We start from the raw sequence: 19,574 nt of genomic DNA, 5'->3' as shown, positions 1-19,574 counted from the left end.
GATTGAGGGAACATGAAAAGAAAGCGTTGCCTGTTCATCGCCGCATCGGCCCTCGTCTGGGTCCTGCTTGCGGCCTGCCCCTCGTGGGCTCTGCGCAGCTTCATGATGGAGCCCGGCACGGGCGTGTACGGCGTGACGCGCATGGTCCAGGCGCGGGAGCATGACACGCTCCTGGACATCGCCCGGGAGTTCGGCCTCGGGTACAACCAGATCGTGGCCGCCAACCCCGGCATCGACCCGTGGGTGCCGCGCGAGGGCAGCCTGGTGCGCCTGCCCCTGACCTTCGTGCCGCCGCGGGAGCGCCCGGACACGGGCATCGTCGTCAACCTGGCGGAGATGCGCCTGTACTATTTCTTTTCGAACGGGGGCCACGACTTCTTCTTCACCGCCCCCATCGGCATCGGCCGGGAAGGGTACCTGACGGAATTGGGAGAGTACGCGGTCAAGAGCAAGACCGCCAACCCGACCTGGGTCGTGCCGGAGTCCATCCGCAGGGAGGAGCCGGACCTGCCGGCCCAGGTTCCGCCGGGGCCTGACAACCCCCTGGGGGATTTCGCCTTCCGGCTGTCGCGCAACCTCTACGCCATCCACGGCACCAACAAGCCGTGGGGGGTGGGGCGGCGGGTCAGCCACGGCTGCATCCGCATGTACCCCGAGGACGTAGGCGCGCTGTACCCGCTGGTGCCCGTGGGCGCCAGAGTGCTGGTCGTCTACGAGCCCGTCAAGTTCGGGTGGGCCGACGGGAAATTGTGGGTCCAGGTCTTCGACGACTTCGACGGCAGGCTCGGCAACCAGCTGGCCAAGGTCATGGACGAGGTGCTCTATTACGAGACGGCCATAGGACCCCTCGAACTCGACCGCGCGGCCCTGGACAGGGCCTTGGCTGAAAAGTCGGGAGTGCCTATGGCCGTGGCGCGCCCCAGGAAGGAGTGAGCTACTTCTTCAGGGACTTGTCGAAGATGCGTTCGGCCTTGAGGGCTGCGGCCTCGGCGCGTTCTGCCGCCATCTCGGCCTTGGTGGCGGACTGCTCCGCGCTGGCGGCGGCCTGTTCGAGGCGAACGCCCTGGGCTTCGAGCCTCTGGCTTGCGGCTTCGGCCCTGGCCGCCGCGGCCTTGGCCTCCTCGGCCGACTGGCGCGTGCTCTCCAGCAGGGCCCTGTCCTCCTTGCTCAGGCTGGCGCAGCCCGTGGTCCCGAGCAGAAGCGCGGCGAGAAACAGTGTCATGGACAACGAGAGAACCGTTTTTTTCGTCAACATCGTGCATCCTCCCATGCGTTGCGTGTTGTCGGGATCATTTTAGGACTGTATGTTACGCCTCCATAATTTTAGAAGTCAATTGCTATTCCTCTTTCTGCTTGTTTTTTCCGCTTCCGGACTGCAGGCGGCAGAATCGTCGTCGCGGCGCGTCGTTGTCGTGGACAAGGCCACGAAAGAGTTGACGCTTTACGTGGGGGGGAGGCGGGCGGCCCGCTTTCCGGTCAGCTTCGGCGTGGACCCGTTTTCGGACAAGGTCCGGGCCCATGACATGGCCACCCCGGAGGGGCTCTACTTCATCACGTACCACAAGAGTCGGACGCGCTTCCACCGCACCCTCGGCCTGTCCTACCCGAACCTGGCCGACGCCCAGCGGGGGCTGGCCTCGGGCCTGGTTTCCACGGCGGGGTACACGCGGGTCCGCAAGGCGGCCCTCGCTTCCCGGCAGACCCCCTGCGACACGGGCCTCGGCTGCGCCATCGCCATCCACGGCGGAGGGGTTTACAGGCAATTCGGTGAGTTTCGGGAGCGTGACTGGACCGAAGGCTGCATCGCCTTGGACAACCCGGACATGGAGAAGCTCTTCAATCTCTGCCGGGTCGGGGATCCGGTCCTCATCTTCAACGGCGCACGGGGCCTGTTCGGTCTCGTCAGGCCTTTCACGCAGGTTTCGAACCTGGCCGACGACGGGCTTCCGGTCTGCCCGGACGGGGTCTGCGCCTACCAGGCGCGACTGCGGACGTGGCTCGGACCGACCGGCGTGACCATACGGGAGGGCGCGGGATACGGCGTTTCCCTGGAGGTCGTGGTGTACGGGGCGGGGGGGAGGCCGGTCCTGGCCGTGACGGACCGCAATGCCGACGGGGAAATCTCCTTTCTGGACAGCGTGCAGGGGGCGATGGCCGACGCTGCGGACCCGGATTCGGCCTACGCCCTGCTCAAAAGCGCCGTCCTCGTCGCCCTTGCGGGCGGCGAGATTCCCGTCGCGGACGGCGGGAGGCCGCTTGCTGTTTTCAGGCGCCTCGACTAGTTCGGAAGCACCGGCCCGCAGCGCGTCACGGCAACCATTCCATGCCGGCGCAACGGGGTTCGGGTCCAATCACAATGTTTCGCCCGGGAGGCCTTCATGTTCGGGATAGGTGTTCAGGAACTTCTGATCGTTCTGGTCATCGCCTTGGTTGTGTTCGGGGGCAAGAACCTGCCCCGCATCGGGTCCGACATGGGGCGGGCCATCAGGAATTTCAGATCCGCCATACACACGCCGGACCCCGTCGACATCGAACCGGTGAAGGGTCCGGAGGAAAACGGTCCCAAGGCCTGACGCGTCCCGGAACGGGTTTTCTGCGTCGGCATCTTCACTCTCAACTCAAGGAGATTTCGTCATGTCCAAGAAGATACTCATGCTGGTCGGCGACTATGTTGAGGACTACGAGGTCATGGTGCCGTTCCAGGCCCTGACCATGCTCGGCTACGCGGTGGAAGCCGTCTGCCCGGACAAGAAGGCCGGGGAGTTCGTGCGCACCTCCATCCACGATTTCGAGGGAGATCAGACCTACAGCGAGAAGCGCGGCCACAACTTCACGCTGAACAAGGATTTCGCCGCCGTGGACACTGCCGAATACGTCGGCCTGGTCGTGCCCGGCGGGCGCGCCCCGGAATACATCCGGCTCAACCCGCGGGTCCTTGAGATCGTGCGCGAGTTCAACGCGGCCGGCAAGCCCATCGCCGCCATCTGTCACGGCCCCCTGGTCCTGGTCACGGCCGGCGTGCTGCAGGGCAAGAGCTGCTCGGCCTACCCGGCCTGCGGCCCGGACGTGACCTGCGCCGGCGGCCGGTACGCCGACATCGCCCTGGACAAGGCCCACGTGGACGGCAACCTCGTCACCGCCCCGGCCTGGCCCGCTCACCCGGACTGGATCGCCAAGTTCGCGGCGCTTCTGGGCGCGAAGATCAGCATTTAGCCTTTTCTGAACGGCGGGGCGGTCCAGGCCGCTCCGACTGTTAACCCGAACATACGTGATGCTGCGGTCGGGCTACGGCGAAAAAAAGAGGACCGGATGTTGTCCGATCCTCAATGAAGGTTTTCTGCTCAGGTAAGGCTACTTCTTTCCGCCGCCGTTTCCGCCGCCGTTTCCGCCGCCGTTTCCGCCGCCGTTTCCGCCGCCGTTGCCTCCACCATTACCGCCGCCATTGCCACCGCCCTTTCCGTTCCCGCCACCCTTGCCATTGCCGCCGGCGTTGCTTCCGCCCCTGCCGCTTTCTCCGGCCTTGCCGCCCTTATTCGATGAAGCGGAAGAGACGTCGCTGGATTTGCCCGTGGCGGTGTTGCGCTCTGTTACGCCAAGGGCGTTTCCATAGCTGGACATGGCGCGGTTTTGGCCGGCCACGCTCTTGCCGATGGTGCTGGGATGGACGCCAAGCTCGTGCGCAATGTCCCCCCAGCCCATGCCGAGATCGTTGCGCATTGTCTCAACTTCGGCGCTGGTCACGCCGAAGGCTTCTGCGAGGGCCGCAGCATAGTTTTGTTCGGCGATTTCGACTTCTTCTTCCAAATCAGCGATCGTCTCTGCAGGTTCTTCAGCCTGGACCGCAGCGTCAAGCTCGGCTTCGGCTGCTTCGAGAGCGGCCTTTTCATCGGCCACGGCTTCCGAATCCTCTGCAGCGGCAGTCGCTAACCCTTCGGCTATGCTCGATTGCGTCGGGTTGCTGAAGGTGGAGACCGGTTCAGGGTCTGCTTCCGTGGCTTCCTGCGCCAGGACCGGAAGGGCAGAGAGGGCCACAAGGATGAGACCGGCGAGAAGAAAACGAAGAATGCTTTTCATGATGAAACCTCCTGGGGTCATTGAACCTTGGTGAAGATGTTGACGGACTGGGCCAGGCTGTGCGTCCCGCCGTCCGTTTTGATGCTCTCGGGTTTGTCGAACCAGCTCGGCGCGAGGCGGGCCGGGGCGACTTTCGGGTACTTGCGGTGAACGTATTCCCTGACGGCCAGAGCCCGTTCCCTGGCCAGGGCCGTGTCGCCCTTGACGTAGGCCACGACGTGGACGTTCAGGTCCGCCTTGTCGTTCAGCATCTTGCCGATGCTGTTGAGTGATGCTTCGCCGTTTTCGGTCAGCGTCGACGTGCCCGGTCTGAACTCCACGGCCTTCAGGGGGATGGTGCGCAGCCCGATGACATGGTTGCGCCACGTGAAGTCACCGGCCTTGTTCAGCATGCGCACGCCCTGCCGCGCCAGGGGGGCGTCCGGGTAGCTTTCCAGGTAGCGGTGCATGGCCGGCTTCATTTCCTTGGGCCGTTTCAGGCGCTCCAGAACCACGGCCTTGTTGAACATGGCCTGGGGTTCGTCCGGGTTCAGGGCGAGGACCTTGTCGTAGAGCTTCAGGGCTTCGGCGTTCTTGCCCCGGTCGAGCATGTTGTGGGCCAGGTAGAGGTTCGCCGAGAGGTGGTCCGGGTCGATGGACAGGGCCTTTTCGTAGGCGGACCTTTCCTTGTCCGGCTTCATCAGCGCCCACCAGGTCACGCCCTCCCAGAAGCGGTAATCGGCGTTGTCAGGGGTCAGCTTCACGGCCTTCTGGATGAAGGGCAGCGCCGCTTCGGGTTTGTCCCCGCCCAGTTCGAAGCGGGCCATGAAGTAGTTCAGCTCAGGGTCGTCGGGATTTTCGGCCACCCTGGGGGCGAAGGCCGCCCGGCCGGCGGCGTAATCTCCCTTGTTCAGGTAGTATTGCCCTTGGGCACCATGGTATTCTCCCTGGATATGCCGGACGGCGGTGTCCACCGTGGCGCAGGCGCCGATGGCCAGGGGCAGCATGAGGATGAGCGTGCGAATGATGTTTTTCATGACAAAAAGATATACGGCTGTCGGACTCATCGGTCACAGATTATTTTGCAGGTTTGCCGGGGGCCTTGCGGGTGTCGCGGCCGGTTAGCCCCAATTCCTGGAGGAGTTCGGCCGGCCCGCCCCCGTCGGCCAGTATCCGCGTTGCGGCTTCGGCCACGACGGCGTCGGGTATGCCCGCCTCGCGGGTCCGCTGCACCACGCGGAAGAGCTGCGCCCACTGCGCGGACAGGGCGCCGGAGGCCAGGCCGCGGCGCAGGATGCCGTCGGACAGGAGGGCAGGGAATGCCACGGCGTTCAACGCTGCCCTCGTTCTGGCCGCCGTAGCCAGTTCCGCCGGGGACGCGGGCGGCTCGAACGCCGCCATCTGGTCCAGTTCCTGGCGCGTGAGCCCGAGCCGCAGGCTGTCTCCGGCCATGACGACGTCGTCCGGCGACGGCTCCCTGCCTCCCCGGGAGAGGGCGTCACGGGCGAACACATAATCGCTGCGCATGGTTTCCAAAGCCTGGACGATGGCCCGGCCGGTGACGCGCTTGGCCAGGCCTTCCTCGGCCTTGGCCGTGAAGGGCGCAGGCGGCAGGCCCTGGGTTCTGGCCTGGTCGATGGCGGCGTCGATGGCTTGCGCATCCTGGACGTTCAGCCGTCCGTCCGATTGAGCCTGCCTCAATGAGGCATCCAAGGGGGAGGCCATGGCCTCCGCAGGACCATGCAGCCATGCCGCGGCCACGAGGAGCGCAAGGATCAGAATGCTAGAGAGCCGTGCCATCGCCGTTTTTCACCAGAAGAACGGAGTTGCGGCTGCCGAAGCCGTCATCGACGCTGAGGGCCGCCGCGGCGTCGGTCACGGGCGTGGTCCCGTCGACGAGAAAGACGTACTCGTGGCTGCCGGGCGGCAAGGCCGTCGTCAGGGTCCACAAGCCCGTGGCCGGGTCGTTGCGCATGGTCCAGCCCGCCGCCTTCCAGCCGTTGAAGCTGCCGATGACGGCCACTTCCCGCGCCGAGGGCGCAGCCAGGACGAAGGTGACGGGGGACAGGCCAGTCGGTGTGCGGCCGCTTTCGGCCCCGGGATTGATTTTGAGGAACAGTCCCAGGGCGAGCAGCAGGCAGGCCGCGGCGGCCAGGCTGCCGAGGGGCGAGACGCGGATGGTGCGCGGCTCCATCAGCCAGCCGATCACCCGAGCCATCCGCCGTTTCGGGGCGGGCAGCGTCGTGGCGGCGCCGATGCGGCCCATGACGCGGGCCGCGAAATCCGGACCCGGGTCCATGGCGCCGAGGCCGCGCAGGCAGGAGATGAATTCGTCCTTCGATGGGTCGGTGAGACGTTCAGCATTCATGGTGTTCCTTCCCGTAGAGTTCGCGCAGCATGTTCAGGGCCCGATGCACGCGCATCTTGGCGCCGCTCATGGACACGCCCAACGTTTCGGCCACGGCGTCCAGGGGCATGTCCTCGATGTAGCGCAGGGCCAAGGCCTCGGCGTATTTGGGCGCCAGGCCCCGCAGGGCTTCGAGGAGTCTTGCGGCTTCGAGGCTGGCCAGGGGGTCGCGTCCGGGATCGGCCAAGGTCATGTCCAGGTCCTGCCTGCACAGGGGGTCACGCGCGACCCGCCGCGCACGGTCGCGGGCCAGGTTCAGGGCCAGGGTGTAGAGCCAGGTGAAGAACCGCCGCCGCTGGTCATAGGACGCCAGACGCTCATAGGCGCGGACGAATGCGTCCTGGGCCATTTCGCCGGCTTCGTGCTCGTCCCGGCTGAAGCGCAGCATGAGACGGTAGACCGGTCCCTGGTATCGCCGGACCAGGACGGCGAAGGCCTCGCGTTCGCCGTTCAGGGTGCGCTCCACGGCCATCGCGTCGTCTCTGTCATTGTCCGGCTTGTCCATGCGTGACCATATACGCCCGAGAGAGGAGATTTGTCACATCCTTCGGCCGGGAAAGGTCCTGGCGAACCCACGCCGCGGCGTGATCCTCACCGAACCTGCGGGCTCCAGTCGCCACGATGCCGGTATCGGAAGAATCCGCAAGGTCATCGGAACGATCCGCAGGGGGATGCCGGCCGGCGAGTCCTTCCGGCGCTGCTGTCCGAGATGCGTTTGCGGCCCATGATTCGCTGTCGGGGACTCTCGTGTCGAAGAACGGGCTTGCCATGAATGATGCATTCGTCATAATGACATAGTTGTCATTATGACAGTGCGCAGGAATTCCGGGCAATCCTCTGTCCGCCTGCCGATCCTTCACCTCCAACCCGTTCAAGGGAGTCGGATATGGAACGCAAGTCCACGCAGGAGCAGCAGGCTGAAACCGCCATTTCCAGGCGAAGTTTCCTCAAGATTTCCAGCGGGATGGTTGCAGCATCCCTAGTCGACGCAAGCTTCGTCCATTCGCCCGAGGCCAGGGCCGCGACCACGCCCAAGCCAACTTCGGCGCCTGTGGCCGGTCGGCCCAATGTCCTCTTCGTGTTCACGGACCAGGAACGGTATTTTCAAAGTTATCCCGCAGGGCTCAATCTGGCCGGGCATGAGCGGTTGCGTGAACGCGGGGTGACCTTCCACCGGCACTACTGCCCGGCGGTCATGTGCACGAGTTCCCGCTCCGTGCTGATGACGGGCCTGCAGACCCCGGACAACGGCATGTTCGAGAATTGCGACATGCCCTACGTGAAATCCCTGTCCACGGACGTGCCGACCATCGGCCACATGCTGCGCAAGGCCGGCTACTACACGGCCTACAAGGGCAAATGGCATCTGAACCGCGATTTCGATACCGACCTCCCCGACCGCCTCTTCACGAAGGAGATGGAGGCCTACGGGTTCTCGGACTTCGTCTGGCCAGGCGACGTGCTGACCCACACCCTGGGCGGCTACAAGCACGACCACATGATCGCCGGCAGTGCCGTCTCGTGGCTGCGCGACAAGGGCCGGCCCCTGGCCGACGAGGGCACGCCCTGGTCGCTGTTCGTGAGCCTCGTGAACCCGCACGACATCATGTACTTCAATACCGACCTCCCCGGCGAGAACGTGCAGGACACCGGCAAGCTCCTGATGGTCTCATCGCGGGCCCCGAAGCACCCCCTCTACGAAAAGCGTTGGAATGCGCCCCTGCCGGGCAACCTCCGCCAGCCCTTGGACGCTCCGGGCCGGCCGCCCGCTCACGGCGAATTCAACCGCGCCTGGGGCTACACGCTGGGCAGCGTCCCCACGGAGGCGGCCCGCTGGGATCGCTTCAGCGACTTCTACCTCAACTCGATTCGCGCCGCGGACCTCGAACTGACGAGAATCCTCGACGAACTGGACGTCCTCGGCCTGGCCGACAACACGGTCGTCGTCTTCACCTCGGACCACGGCGAGATGGGCGGCACCCACGGCCTGCGCGGCAAAGGGCCCTTCGCCTACGAGGAGGCCATCCATCTGCCCCTGATCATCTCCCACCCCGAGGTGCAGGGTGGCCGGGACTGCGCCGCCTTGACCGGGCATATCGACATCGTGCCGAGCATACTGTCCATGTGCGGCGTGGACGCCGGCAGGAGGGCAGAATTCGCCGGCCGGGAACTCCCGGGGAAGGACTTTTCGGCGATTCTCGCCAGCCCCGGCACGGCCGACGTGCATGCCGTCCGCGACAGCGTCCTCTTCACCTACAGCGGCATCTCGACCAACGACAGCGAGCTGATCCGCATCATCGCGGAAGCCAGGGCCGCCGGCCAGGACCCCAAGGCCGCCGTGCAGAAGGCCGGGTACCGGCCGAACATGAAAAAGCGCGGCAGCCTGCGCACCGTGTTCGACGGACGCCACAAGTTCACGCGCTATTTCTCGCCCATGGAGCGCAACCGTCCCGTCAGCCTCGATGATCTCTTCCGCTGGAACGACGTCGAGTTGTTCGACCTGCAGACCGACCCGGGTGAAATGACGAATCTGGCCGCGGACCGGAAAGGCAATGCCGCGCTGATCACCGCCATGAACGACAAGCTCGAGGCAGCCATCAAGGCCGAGATAGGGGTCGATGACGGCCGCGAGATGCCCCGGGTCGAAGGGATCGAGTGGAGCATCGACCGGTTGGATCTGTGAGCCTGTCCGTTGAAGACCAAATTCAGAGCGAGGGAAAATTCATGAAGGTATATATCGTCAACGCGCGTCAGCGGATTTCCGCCCTGGCGCTTCTTCTCCTGACTCTCGCGACGTTCGTCGGTGCCCCCGCTCGGGCCGCGGACAGCGGGGACACCCTCCGCTATTCCATCACGCCCTATCTCTGGGCCACGAGGATGAAGGGGGACGTCAAGGCCGGGCGGCTGCCCGAGACGTCCATGGACATGAAGTTTTCCGACATCCTCGACGTGCTGGACTTCGGCTTCATGACGGCCGTCGAGATCCGGAATGGACGACTGGGTTTTCTCTTCGACGGCATGTACATGAACGTCTCCGATTCCGCTGAAGCGCGGAGCGCCGACGGCGCGGTGTCCGTGTCGGCCGAGGCGGAAGTGAAGCAGACCATGCTGGCCTTTGCCGCGGCCTGGCGGGTTCTGGAAGAGCGGTTGTCCGTGGATGCCGTCGGCGGCATTCGGTACAACAAGATCGACGTGGACGTGGACATCGACGCGCGTCTGTTCGGCGGGCCGTCGGGATCCGTCGGCCGCTCGGGCGACAAGGATTGGGTGGACCCCTATCTCGGGCTGCGGCTCATCGTGCCGGTCGCCGGCGGGCTGAGCCTGGTCGGCTACATCGACGCCGGCGGTTTCGGCGTCGGCTCCGACTTCACCTGGCAGGGTCTGGCCGGCCTGGAGTACGCGCTGTCCGAGTCCTTCATCGCCAGCTTCGGCTACCGGTACCTGAAAGTCGACTACGACAAGGACGGGTTTAGCTACGACATGGCCAACGACGGCCTGTACGCCGGCATGACCATGGCCTTCTGAATCTGAAATCGGGGATGCTTTTCACCATGCCGGATCAAACGAAACCGATCGACCACAGGACGCTCGTCGCGGCGGAGCGCCGGGAAAAGACCCGGGCAAAGCTCTTGCGGGGCGCAATACATGTTTTCGCGCAACACGGGGCCGAGGCCTCGGTCATCGAACTGGTCATCAGGCAGGCTGGCGTGTCCCGGGGCACGTTCTACAATTACTTCCGCACCAACGAGGAGCTGTTTCTGGAAGTGGCCAGGGAAGTGAGCAACGAGATCATCTCCATCGTCGACCCCATTGTCCTGAGGCAACAGGACGCCGCCGCCAGCCTTGCCTGCGGCCTCGTGTCGGTCGTCAGGCTGGCCCTGATCAAACCGGTGCTGGCGCGGTTCGTGTCCAAGGGCGGCCCCGACGCCCTCAGCGCGGGGAACCTGACCACCACGGTCGTGCCGCGTGAGATCAAAAGCGGCATGGCGGCCGGACTCTTCACGGTGCCCGACGAGCGGTTGGCCTTCGACCTGATTTTCGGCCCCGTGATCATGGCCTTCAACGCCGTGATCAACGGGAGAGCCTCGGAAGAGTACGCCCGCAATCTGGCCCAGGCCGTGCTGCAGTCCCTGGGCGTCGACGCCGGCCGGGCCCGCGGCTATGCATGGCGTGATTTCGACGAAGTGAGCATCCCGGCCGGCTCCCTCTTTCATTGCTGATTTCAGGGCGGCTGCACGTTCCCCGCATATCCATCAGTCCCGGTCGCGGAATGCGCTGCGCATGGACGAATTTGCGGCAGAGCCGTTGCGTCCCGGACGTGTTGCGATGCCCTGTCGCTCCTGCGGCTTCTCGCCCCTCGGACGAGTGCGCGCAGTGACCTTGCAGAAGTCCTCCGGTCTGAAATAGACGTCTGCATGAACAGGAGAACGACCATGGAAAAGACGGCGACGTTCATCAGGGACAAGGATCAGGACGAACTGCTGAAGAAGGCCGCAAAGGCTCTATGCGGCGAGCTGCGCGGCGTGCTCGCCGAGCGGGGCCGGGCGGTTCTCGGGGTGCCGGGCGGCAGGAGCGTCGCGAGGATTTTCGAGGTCATGCGCGAAGAGCGGCTGGACTGGGGCCGGGTCCATGTCTTTCTGGTCGACGAACGGCTGGTGCCCCTCGACCACCCCGACAGCAACTTCAGGCTGCTGCGCGAGCATCTTGTGGACCCTCTGGCCCGGGAGGGCCGGACGCCCCCCAACGCTCACCCGTTCCCAGGGGATGCCCCGGACCCGGAGCGGGCGGCGCGGGAATACGGCAGGGCACTGGCGGAGTTGGGCTCCCGGTTCGACGTCGTCCTGCTCAGTTCGGGCGAGGACGGGCATGTGGCGTCCCTCTTTCCGGACCATCACTCCGTCATGGACGCGCGGCACGGGTTTCTCGTCATGGACGACGCGCCGAAGCCGCCGCCGGGCAGGATGAGCGCGTCGGCATCCCTGGTGCGCGCCTGCGGGGTCGGCATCCTGCTTTTCGCCGGCCGGGCCAAGGCGGGGGCTTTCGCCAGATTCATGGACCCTTCCGCCCCCGTGTCCTCCTGCCCGGCCAAACTGGTGCTGCAGATGGAGAGTCCCTTCGTGTTCACGGATCTTGCGTGAACGCCGAAGCGGACTCACCCGGACCCTGCGCCCGTTTCGTCCCGCTTGACCGGCCCCACGGGGCGTGACACATCGGGAGTGCCTAGGAAAGGCGGATCCCAGCGGAGTTGGCATGATGAATACGGCAATCGGCTCGCCTCGTCGTCACGAGCCGGAACAGACACCGGCCTCGGACCCGCGCCGGGACAGGAGCGCCACGGGCGTGGTGGCCTGCCATACCTGCGACCTGCTGACGCGGCCTTCGGACGCGGCCGGCACGACCTCCCTCTGTCCGCGTTGCGGGGCGGTGGTGCACCGGCAGAAGAGCAACAGCATAGACCGTCCCCTGGCCTTCGCCCTGAGCGGGCTGATCCTTTTCGCCATCGCACTGACGCACCCCTTCCTGGCCATGAAGAGCGGGGGATTCGTGCAGGAGACCACGCTGCTGACGGGCATCTTCGAGCTCTGGAAGCAGCACCTCTACGGCCTGGGCGCGCTGGTGCTTTTAACCTGCGCCCTCATTCCCCTGGCCCAGCTTTCGGGCCTTCTCTACATCCTCATCCCCCTGCGCCTGAACACCGCGGCCCCGGGAAGCATTCCCATTTTCCGGGCCATCCTGCACGTCAACTCGTGGGCCATGATGGAGGTCTTCCTCATCGGCATCCTGGTGGCCCTGGTCAAGCTGGCCAAGATGGCGACCATCGTTCCGGGAGCGGCGGTCATGGCCCTGGGCCTGCTGACCGTGGTCACCACGGCCGCCATGGCGACCCTCGACCCGCCGCTGATCTGGGCGCGGCTGGACCGCCGCCCATGACCGGCGGTTACACTTCCGCCAGGCGGGCCGGCCTGATCGCCTGCCACGACTGCGGGCTCCTGGTGCCCGCCGGGCCCGGCCATGGGCGCTGCCCGCGCTGCGGCGCGGCCCTGCACGCCCGCAAGCCCAACAGCATAGCCCGCGCCTGGGCCTTCCTGCTGGCCGCGGCCGTCATGTACGTGCCGGCCAACATCCTGCCCATGACCATCACCACCGCCCTTGGCGCGGCCCAGTCCGACACGATCATGAGCGGCGTCATCTATTTCATCCACAGCGGGTCGTGGGAGATCGCGGCCGTCATCTTCATCGCCAGCATCTTCGTGCCCATGGCCAAGCTGGTCATCCTGATTTTTCTACTCACAAGCGTCCAGCTGCGCTGCCGCTGGCGACCCAGGGACCGCACCGTGCTGTATCGCATGACGGAGCTGGTGGGCCGGTGGTCCATGGTCGACGTGTACGTGGTCACCATCCTGGTGGCCCTGGTCAAGCTCGGCGCCGTGGCCAACATCGAGGCCGGCCCGGCGGCCGTGTTCTTTGCCATCGTGGTGGTGCTGACCATGCTGGCCGCCGAGAGTTTCGACCCCCGGCTCATCTGGGATGTCATCGAGGAGGATTCATGACTGAAAGCGAAAGCCCCGCGGAGCTCGCCTCTCCAGCCCAAACCCGGAAAAGCCGCAGCCTCTCGCTGGTCTGGATCGTGCCGCTTGTGGCCCTCGTCGTCGGCGGGTGGCTCGTCTTCAAGGCGCTGAGCGAGAAGGGCCCCGTCATCACCATCACCTTCTCCTCGGCCGAAGGGCTCGAGGCGGGCAAGACCAAAATCAGGTACAAGGACGTGGTAGTCGGCCAGATCGAGGCCATCCGCCTGGACGAGAACCTCACGCACGTGGTCGTCACGGCCGAGCTGGGGAAGGACTACGGCCGGTATCTGAACGACAGGACCCGTTTCTGGGTGGCGCGGGCGCAGATCCGAGGCGGCACTGCCTCGGGCCTGTCCACGCTGCTCTCGGGGGCGTACATCGGCGTCGACCCGGCGCTGGGCGGGCAGCCCACATCCAGTTTCAACGGCCTTGAAGTCCCGCCCGTCATCACCTCCGGGCTGCCCGGCAGGCATTTTATGCTCAAGGCCAGGCGCCTGGGCTCCCTCAACGTCGGCGTGCCGGTCTACTACCGCCAGATCCAGGTCGGGCAGGTGGTCAGCTACGGCTTCGCTCCGGACGGGCAGACCGTCGATGTCCAGGTCTTCGTCGAGGCCCCGCACGACGCCAAGGTCACGGGGAACACGCGCTTCTGGAACTCCAGCGGGCTGGACGTGTCCCTCTCGGCCCAGGGGCTGAAGGTCGACACCGAGTCGATCATCAGCATCATCTCAGGCGGTCTGGCCTTTGACGTCCCCGACGGCGTGGAGCCGGGCGGCCCGGCGGAGGAAAACGCGGTTTTCCAGCTCTACCCGAGCCGCGAGAGCATCCAGGAGAAAACCTACACCCTGCGCAGGACCTGGCTGGTCTATTTCGACCAGTCGGTGCGGGGCCTGAGCGTCGGCGCGCCGGTGGAGATCTACGGCATCAAGATCGGGGAGGTTTCCGGCATCGACCTGATCTACGACGAGAAACGCAGGGAACTGCGCGTGCCCGTTCTTCTCTCCGTCGAACCGGAGCGGATTCAGAATGTGCTGAAGGCCATACCCGAACAGCAGGCCGGGGAGAGCAACCCCCTGCTCAAGTGGTTCGTGGAGGACCGCAATCTGCGGGCCCAGCTGAAGACGGGCAACCTCCTGACTGGGCAGCTCCTGGTCGATCTCGGGTTCTACCCCGACGAGCCCAAGGCCGCCCTGGCCCACGAGAACGGCCTCCCCGTCATCCCCAGCATGGGCGGCTCCATCGAGCAGATCCAGGAGAGCATCGCCAAAATCACGCGCAGCCTGGAGAAGGTGCCCTTCGAACAGATCGGGCGGGATTTCGACCTGCTGCTCAAAGAGGCCACGACGACCGTCAGGGACGCCGGCACGTTCGCGCGGCACCTGAACGGGGAGACCGCCCCTGCGCTGCAGTCAAGCCTCGGCGCTCTGCAGACGACCCTGCAGGAGGTGCAGGGCACCATCGGCAAGGACTCGCCCCTGAACTACAACCTGAAGAAGACCCTCGAAGAGCTGGCCCTGACCCTGCGTTCCCTGCGCGAGCTGACCACCGCCATCGAGAACCGGCCGCAGTCGCTCCTGTTCGGCAAAGGAGAGAAGGAAGATGAGAAGTAGAATCACCCGCGCGGCGCTTCTGGGCCTGGCCTGCGCCATGCTGCTGGCCGGTTGCGCCGGGAAGGCGCCGACCACGTCCTACTACAGCCTGCACGTTCCTCTGGCTCCCGCCCCGGTCCAGGCCGGGGACGCGGTGTCCTTGAGCGTCGGCCCCGTGACCCTGCCCGACGTCCTCAAACAGACGCGCATCGCCACGGGCGGTGAAAACGGGCAGTACCGGCTGGCCGAATACCACCGCTGGACCGGCGAGGTGGACCGGGACATGGCGCGGGCTTTGGCCGAGCGGCTTTCGATGATTCTCGGGACCGAGAACGTGTCCCTCTTCCCCTGGGACCAGCAGGCCCGGCCCCGGTTCCGCGTCCTTGTCGACGTGGTGGCCATGGGCGGCAGCCTCGGCCGCGAGGCGACGCTGTCCACCCGCTGGACCTTGCTGGACGCGGAAGGGCAGGGCGGGCCCCTGGTGCGGCGCACGGACGCGGTCCAGCCCCTGCCGGACGCCGATCACGCCACCTGGGTTGCGGCGCAGCAGCGCAACGTCGAGAGGCTGGCCGACGACATCGCCGCAGCCATCGCGGCCGCGCGGGACTGAAAGGGGGGCTGCAGCCGAGGCCGGACCGGGCAGAGGCTGCCTCGGCTGCACGGGGCTAGAAGTTGAGTATCCTGTCGGCCTTCTGCACCTGTTCGTACAGAAACTTCATGTTCGACATGGTCACGTGAACGCTTGCATCCACACCGTGGATGCCCATGCACTTGCCTCAGGCGACGAGCACGCCCTCGCTCAGGGCGAAGAGCTTGGCCTGTTCGGCGATGGGGAAGGTTTCGCTATCACCGGCGTAGAGGTCCACGGCCGGGCCGTTCAGAAACAGGGTCACGTCCTCGCCTTCGGTCAGCAGAAAGTTGCCGAACCTTACGGCGTTCCACTTGATCTCGGGGTCTGTGCTGGACAGGGTGATAAGTATTTGCATTATCGCTCCATGAATATGTTTTGCATCGAAATATTCGATAGGTTGGCGACTGTAAACTCTCCGATTCCAGCGAGGGGAGTGAAGGCCTAGGGTCGCCTCACGTATGGGCCGTCGCCGTCCGCCTTTTTCCGAATCCCCGACACGAACCTCCCCAGGCGGGGGACGAAATCGTCCCCGGCCTGGCCCTCTTCCCTGAGCAGGATCTTGAACCCCAGAACGAGTGAGGCCAGCCCCGTGGCGGCCACCACGGCGTAGACCGTGCGGAAGGTCGCGTCCGTGGCCCCGGCTGCGCCGCCCATGAGGGAGACGATGAGCCCGCCCACGGGCGCCCCGGCCAAGGTGCCGATGATGGCCACGGGCGAGAACCAGGAAAGCATCTCGCCCTTGCGCTCCCCGGCCACGTCGGCCACCACGGCCATGGCCACCGGGCCGTACACGGCCGTGGCGAAGCAGTGCAGGAAGCGCACGCCGACCAGCATGGTCCGCCTGCGTCCGATGACGTCCGAGAGCGCACCGGCCGGGAATTTGAAGAAGATTCCTGTCACAGTTGATATGCCGACGGCCAGCCCGATGGCTTCGGGGCCCGCGTCGAGATACATGGCGAAGTGTGGCAGCGCCGGGTTGCGGGCCAGGGCGTAGGAGAAGCGGGCCAGGAATCCCGCGGAGCACAGGGCGCTGATCAGGTTTCGGTTCATGGCGTATTCCTTTCCGGATGGTCGCAAGCATGTTTCCCAAGGCTCGGTTCGCATCCGGGAGCGGCGCGGGAAGTGATGGAATTTTGTTGCAATTGAAATATTTTTATTCGTGATTGAAAGTCAATTGCCATTTTTCAAGAGCTGCTTTATATGGCAATTGTCAGATCGAAATGGCGTGTCGGCGAGGGCGCCTTCCCGTCCGATCCGATGGACAGGACAATCAGCCCGGAACCCGCTTCGCAAGGGCGGCCCGGAAATACAGGGAGGCAGCCATGCCCGAACTCAGCGTGCACATCGCCGCGAGCCTGGCTCGCACGGGGAAGGAATACCGCGAGGTCCACGAGTGGATCGACAACGCCGAGACCAAGTACGAGCGACACGACTTTTCCAAGGTGCTGGCCAACGCGGCCATGTTCCGGGAACAATACGGGGAGGAGGCGGCCCAGGAATACGTGCACCATCTGGTGGACGACCTGAAGTGCCGCTTCGGCAAGCAGCTGGCCAGCCACCAGGCGGCCATGGCCGATTGCCTCAAGTATTTCGGCGGTTGAACAGGAACGCGCGCCGGGTGCCGCATCCGGCGCGAAATCATGATGCGGGAGGACTTTCTCATGGCAGATACGCTTACGCCTCGGGACTTGAAGACGCTCATGGCAGCGTCCGACGTCACGCTGCTCGATGTCCGCCGCAGGGCCGACCGCGAGTCCGGCCCTGCAGCCATCCCCGGAGCCGTCTGGAAGGATCCGGAGCATGTCGGGGAATGGTCCTCGGAGCTGCCGAAAGACAGGCCCGTGGTCATTTACTGCGTGCGCGGCGGTTCCGTCAGCGCATCGGTGCAGGCCGCGCTGAAGGCAAGGGATTTCGAGGTCAGGTTCGTGGAAGGCGGGTTGGCCGCCTGGGAAACCCAAGGGTCGGGAAAAGGTGAGTGAGATGGCGAGCGGCAATGACGTGAACTGGCTCCTGTGCATCCACAACATCCCGCCTAAGCCGGCCTACCTGCGGGCCAAGGCGGCGCGCAGGCTGGCTGCCCTGGGGGCCGTGGCGGTCAAGAACGCCGTCTACGTCCTGCCCCACGGCGAACGGCAGCGCGACGGGCTGGTCTGGCTGGCCAAGGAGATCGAGGAGGGCGGCGGGCGGGCCTACGTCTGCGGGGCGCGGTTCGACGTGTCCGGCGGCGGCATCGACGACACCCACATAAGGAGCCTCTTCGTGGACGCCCGCGACGCGGACTACCGCAGCCTCGGCGCGGAGTTTCAGCCCCTCTTCGAGGCCCTGGGCGACCCGCATGGTGAAAACGCCCCGGACGCGGCCGAGGTCCAGGGCTGGGTCGGCCAGCTGCGCGCCCGCTACGACGCCGTGCTGGCCATCGACTACTTCGGCGCGCCGGGGCGGGAGGTGGTCGAGGGCATCCTGGCCGGGGCAGGGCGCTGGCTGCGCATGAAGGCCCTGGCCGGCGGGCCCGGCGACGAGGTTCTGGATCCTGCACTGTACCGGGGGAGAACCTGGGTGACGCGGCCCAGCGTGCACGTGGACCGCATCGCCTCGGCCTGGTTCGTGCGCCGCTTCATCGACCCGCAGGCGGCCTTCCGCTTCGACGCCAGGGCCCTGGGCCCGGGGGACATCCGCTTCGACATGACCGAGGCCGAATTCACCCACGAGGGGAGCCAGTGCACCTTCGAGGTCATGGTCCGGCGCTTCGGGTTCGAGTCCGACCCGGCCCTGACGGTCCTGAGCCAGGTCATCCACGACATCGACCTTGACGAGTCCGCCCCGTCGCGCCCCGAGTCGGCCGGCGTGGCCGCCCTGCTGAACGGCATCTGCCTGTGTACGGACAGCGACCTCGAGCGCGTGGAACGGGGCGGAAACCTCCTGGACGGGCTGTTCGAGCACTTCGACCGGACCTGCGGCCGCGCGGGCCGGGAGGGCGCATGACGGCAACGAACCGGCCGCCCCTTGCTGAAGCATTCCGGACCTGGCTGCGCATCGGTTTGCTGAGCTTCGGCGGACCTGCCGGGCAGATCGCCATGATGCACAAGACGCTCGTCGAGGACAAAAAGTGGATCAGCAACGAACGCTTCCTGCACGCCCTCAACTACTGCCATTTCCTGCCGGGGCCCGAGGCACAGCAACTGGCGACGTACGTCGGCTGGCTCAAGCACCGGACCCTCGGTGGCCTCATGGCCGGCGGCCTTTTCGTGCTGCCGGGGTTCTTCGTCATTCTGGTGCTGAGCGCCCTGTATGCCGCGTACCGCGAAGTTCCGGCGGTTGACGCCCTGTTCTACGGCCTGAAGCCCGCAGTGCTGGCCATCGTGGTCGGGGCGGTGCTGCGCATGGGCTCCAAGACCTTGAAATCCGGGTTCGCCGTGGCTCTGGCCGCAGGCGCGTTCACGGCCTTGTTCGCCTTTGGCGTGCCGTTCCCCGTGGTGGTCTTCAGTGCGGCCCTGATCGGCTGGGTCCGGTCGCGTGGACCGGCGGAGCAGGTCTGCACCGTGGCCTGCGGGGATGAGGAGGTGGTGCCCGAGCACGCCAGGCCAAGTGCCGCGCGCTCCCTCCGGGTCCTGGCCACATGGCTTCCCCTGTGGCTCGGTCCGGTCCTGCTCACGGGCCTCCTGCTCGGCTGGGACAACGTGTACGCGCGGCTGGCCGTGTTCTTCAGCAAGATGGCCGTGGTCACCTTCGGCGGGGCCTACGCCGTGCTGAGCTATGTGACCCAGCAGGCGGTGGAGCACTACGCCTGGCTGACCCCGGCGGACATGATCAGCGGCCTGGCCCTGGCCGAGACGACGCCCGGCCCCCTCATCCTGGTCCTCGAATATGTCGGTTTCATGGCAGCCTACGCCAGCCCAGGCAGTCTGCATCCCTTCGTCGCCGGAGCTCTGGGCGCGGCCCTGACGGTCTGGGTGACCTTTGCGCCCTGCTTCCTGTGGATCTTTCTCGGCGCGCCCTACATGGAGGCCGTGCGGGCCAACCGCAGCCTCTCCGCCGCCCTGTCCGGCGTCACGGCGGCGGTGGTCGGGGTCATTTTGAACCTGTTCGTGTGGTTCGGGTTGCACACGCTCTTCGGCCAGGTGGGCTCGTGGCATGGTCCCCTGGGGCTGCGCCTGCCGGTTCCCGCCCTGTCCAGCCTGGATTTCTGGGCCCTGGCCCTGGCGGCGGCCGCGACCCTGGCCATGACCCGTTTCAAGCTCGGCATGGGCGCGACCCTGGCCGGATGCGCGGGGCTGGGCTGGATAGTCAGGATGGCGCTCTGAAATTTTTTCTGAATGAGACTCAAC

General features: G+C 65.8%; 23 protein-coding genes and 1 pseudogene. 16 read left to right on the top strand and 8 right to left on the bottom strand.

Features of this window, described 5'->3' with window-relative positions:
- The first annotated feature begins 12 nt into the window (after positions 1 to 12).
- Positions 13 to 933, top strand: a complete 921-nt coding sequence (locus ACZ5AC_RS09215) for a L,D-transpeptidase family protein (protein WP_464247328.1) — start codon at positions 13 to 15, stop codon at positions 931 to 933.
- A gap of 1 nt (position 934) precedes the next feature.
- On the opposite strand, the gene ACZ5AC_RS09210 is transcribed toward ACZ5AC_RS09215, so the two are convergent.
- The gene (locus tag ACZ5AC_RS09210; protein ID WP_464247327.1) at positions 935 to 1,255 is read right to left on the bottom strand and encodes a hypothetical protein; all 321 of its coding nucleotides are present in this window, start codon (positions 1,253 to 1,255) and stop codon (positions 935 to 937) included.
- 157 nt (positions 1,256 to 1,412) lie between these two features.
- On the opposite strand from ACZ5AC_RS09210, the gene ACZ5AC_RS09205 reads away from it, so the two are divergent.
- The 3 genes from ACZ5AC_RS09205 (at position 1,413) to ACZ5AC_RS09195 (ending at position 3,213) form a co-directional block, all read left to right on the top strand.
- Entirely contained in the window at positions 1,413 to 2,282 is an 870-nt protein-coding gene (locus ACZ5AC_RS09205; RefSeq protein ID WP_464247326.1) for a L,D-transpeptidase family protein, read from the top strand.
- Between the two features lie 96 nt (positions 2,283 to 2,378).
- Complete coding sequence (locus ACZ5AC_RS09200) at positions 2,379 to 2,573, top strand: twin-arginine translocase TatA/TatE family subunit (RefSeq protein WP_464247325.1); 195 nt, start codon at positions 2,379 to 2,381, stop codon at positions 2,571 to 2,573.
- Positions 2,574 to 2,634: 61 nt separating this feature from the next.
- A complete protein-coding gene (locus ACZ5AC_RS09195) occupies positions 2,635 to 3,213 on the top strand; it encodes a DJ-1/PfpI family protein (RefSeq protein ID WP_028575971.1) in 579 nt (192 codons plus the stop codon).
- 138 nt (positions 3,214 to 3,351) lie between these two features.
- On the opposite strand, the gene ACZ5AC_RS09190 is transcribed toward ACZ5AC_RS09195, so the two are convergent.
- From ACZ5AC_RS09190 to ACZ5AC_RS09170, 5 genes are read right to left on the bottom strand one after another with little or no spacing between them, the layout of a single operon-like run.
- A complete protein-coding gene (locus ACZ5AC_RS09190) occupies positions 3,352 to 4,074 on the bottom strand; it encodes a hypothetical protein (protein ID WP_464247324.1) in 723 nt (240 codons plus the stop codon).
- A gap of 17 nt (positions 4,075 to 4,091) precedes the next feature.
- A complete protein-coding gene (locus tag ACZ5AC_RS09185) occupies positions 4,092 to 5,090 on the bottom strand; it encodes a tetratricopeptide repeat protein (protein ID WP_464247323.1) in 999 nt (332 codons plus the stop codon).
- A gap of 40 nt (positions 5,091 to 5,130) precedes the next feature.
- Positions 5,131 to 5,853 (bottom strand): hypothetical protein, encoded by a 723-nt coding sequence (locus ACZ5AC_RS09180; RefSeq protein ID WP_464247322.1) that lies wholly within the window; start codon positions 5,851 to 5,853, stop codon positions 5,131 to 5,133.
- Positions 5,837 to 6,421, bottom strand: a complete 585-nt coding sequence (locus ACZ5AC_RS09175) for an isoamylase early set domain-containing protein (RefSeq protein WP_464247321.1) — start codon at positions 6,419 to 6,421, stop codon at positions 5,837 to 5,839. The genes ACZ5AC_RS09180 and ACZ5AC_RS09175 overlap by 17 nt, the downstream gene beginning before the upstream one ends.
- Positions 6,411 to 6,965, bottom strand: a complete 555-nt coding sequence (locus ACZ5AC_RS09170) for an RNA polymerase sigma factor (RefSeq protein ID WP_464247320.1) — start codon at positions 6,963 to 6,965, stop codon at positions 6,411 to 6,413. Before ACZ5AC_RS09170 ends, ACZ5AC_RS09175 begins: the two co-directional genes overlap by 11 nt.
- A gap of 381 nt (positions 6,966 to 7,346) precedes the next feature.
- Here ACZ5AC_RS09170 and ACZ5AC_RS09165 point away from each other — a divergent pair, with 381 nt between their 5' ends.
- The 8 genes from ACZ5AC_RS09165 to ACZ5AC_RS09130 all read left to right on the top strand — a co-directional run bounded on the left by ACZ5AC_RS09165 (position 7,347) and on the right by ACZ5AC_RS09130 (position 15,228).
- On the top strand, positions 7,347 to 9,143 hold the full coding sequence (locus ACZ5AC_RS09165) for a sulfatase-like hydrolase/transferase (RefSeq protein WP_464247319.1): 1,797 nt from the start codon (positions 7,347 to 7,349) through the stop codon (positions 9,141 to 9,143).
- 41 nt (positions 9,144 to 9,184) lie between these two features.
- On the top strand, positions 9,185 to 9,985 hold the full coding sequence (locus ACZ5AC_RS09160; protein WP_464247318.1) for a porin family protein: 801 nt from the start codon (positions 9,185 to 9,187) through the stop codon (positions 9,983 to 9,985).
- Positions 9,986 to 10,011: 26 nt separating this feature from the next.
- Positions 10,012 to 10,680 carry a TetR/AcrR family transcriptional regulator gene (locus tag ACZ5AC_RS09155; RefSeq protein WP_464247317.1) on the top strand — a complete coding sequence of 223 codons (669 nt, stop codon included), beginning with the start codon at positions 10,012 to 10,014 and terminating at the stop codon, positions 10,678 to 10,680.
- Between the two features lie 213 nt (positions 10,681 to 10,893).
- On the top strand, positions 10,894 to 11,598 hold the full coding sequence (pgl, locus tag ACZ5AC_RS09150) for a 6-phosphogluconolactonase (RefSeq protein WP_464247316.1): 705 nt from the start codon (positions 10,894 to 10,896) through the stop codon (positions 11,596 to 11,598).
- A gap of 112 nt (positions 11,599 to 11,710) precedes the next feature.
- Complete coding sequence (locus ACZ5AC_RS09145; protein WP_464247315.1) at positions 11,711 to 12,391, top strand: paraquat-inducible protein A; 681 nt, start codon at positions 11,711 to 11,713, stop codon at positions 12,389 to 12,391.
- Positions 12,388 to 13,011, top strand: a complete 624-nt coding sequence (locus tag ACZ5AC_RS09140) for a paraquat-inducible protein A (RefSeq protein WP_464247314.1) — start codon at positions 12,388 to 12,390, stop codon at positions 13,009 to 13,011. The genes ACZ5AC_RS09145 and ACZ5AC_RS09140 overlap by 4 nt, the downstream gene beginning before the upstream one ends.
- A complete protein-coding gene (locus ACZ5AC_RS09135; RefSeq protein WP_464247313.1) occupies positions 13,008 to 14,639 on the top strand; it encodes a PqiB family protein in 1,632 nt (543 codons plus the stop codon). Before ACZ5AC_RS09140 ends, ACZ5AC_RS09135 begins: the two co-directional genes overlap by 4 nt.
- Positions 14,629 to 15,228 (top strand): PqiC family protein, encoded by a 600-nt coding sequence (locus tag ACZ5AC_RS09130; RefSeq protein WP_464247312.1) that lies wholly within the window; start codon positions 14,629 to 14,631, stop codon positions 15,226 to 15,228. Before ACZ5AC_RS09135 ends, ACZ5AC_RS09130 begins: the two co-directional genes overlap by 11 nt.
- 55 nt (positions 15,229 to 15,283) lie before the next feature.
- On the opposite strand, the gene ACZ5AC_RS09125 is transcribed toward ACZ5AC_RS09130, so the two are convergent.
- Together ACZ5AC_RS09125 and ACZ5AC_RS09120 are read right to left on the bottom strand one after the other, a co-directional pair.
- A complete protein-coding gene (locus ACZ5AC_RS09125; protein ID WP_464247311.1) occupies positions 15,284 to 15,604 on the bottom strand; it encodes a DsrE family protein in 321 nt (106 codons plus the stop codon).
- Between the two features lie 125 nt (positions 15,605 to 15,729).
- Positions 15,730 to 16,299, bottom strand: a pseudogene (locus ACZ5AC_RS09120) (MFS transporter); the annotation flags it as partial.
- 272 nt (positions 16,300 to 16,571) lie between these two features.
- Here ACZ5AC_RS09120 and ACZ5AC_RS09115 point away from each other — a divergent pair.
- Genes ACZ5AC_RS09115 through chrA form a run of 4 tightly spaced genes read left to right on the top strand, consistent with a single transcriptional unit; the run spans position 16,572 to position 19,550 of the window.
- Positions 16,572 to 16,850, top strand: a complete 279-nt coding sequence (locus ACZ5AC_RS09115) for a hypothetical protein (RefSeq protein ID WP_464247310.1) — start codon at positions 16,572 to 16,574, stop codon at positions 16,848 to 16,850.
- Positions 16,851 to 16,910: 60 nt separating this feature from the next.
- Positions 16,911 to 17,228 carry a rhodanese-like domain-containing protein gene (locus ACZ5AC_RS09110; RefSeq protein ID WP_464247309.1) on the top strand — a complete coding sequence of 106 codons (318 nt, stop codon included), beginning with the start codon at positions 16,911 to 16,913 and terminating at the stop codon, positions 17,226 to 17,228.
- Between the two features lies 1 nt (position 17,229).
- A complete protein-coding gene (locus ACZ5AC_RS09105) occupies positions 17,230 to 18,231 on the top strand; it encodes a chromate resistance protein ChrB domain-containing protein (RefSeq protein WP_464247308.1) in 1,002 nt (333 codons plus the stop codon).
- Positions 18,228 to 19,550 carry a chromate efflux transporter gene (gene chrA, locus ACZ5AC_RS09100; protein ID WP_464247307.1) on the top strand — a complete coding sequence of 441 codons (1,323 nt, stop codon included), beginning with the start codon at positions 18,228 to 18,230 and terminating at the stop codon, positions 19,548 to 19,550. The genes ACZ5AC_RS09105 and chrA overlap by 4 nt, the downstream gene beginning before the upstream one ends.
- Positions 19,551 to 19,574 lie beyond the last annotated feature (24 nt).

It is taken from the genome of Desulfomicrobium aestuarii (assembly GCF_055385525.1).
This window is presented reverse-complemented; position numbering and strand designations above follow the sequence as displayed.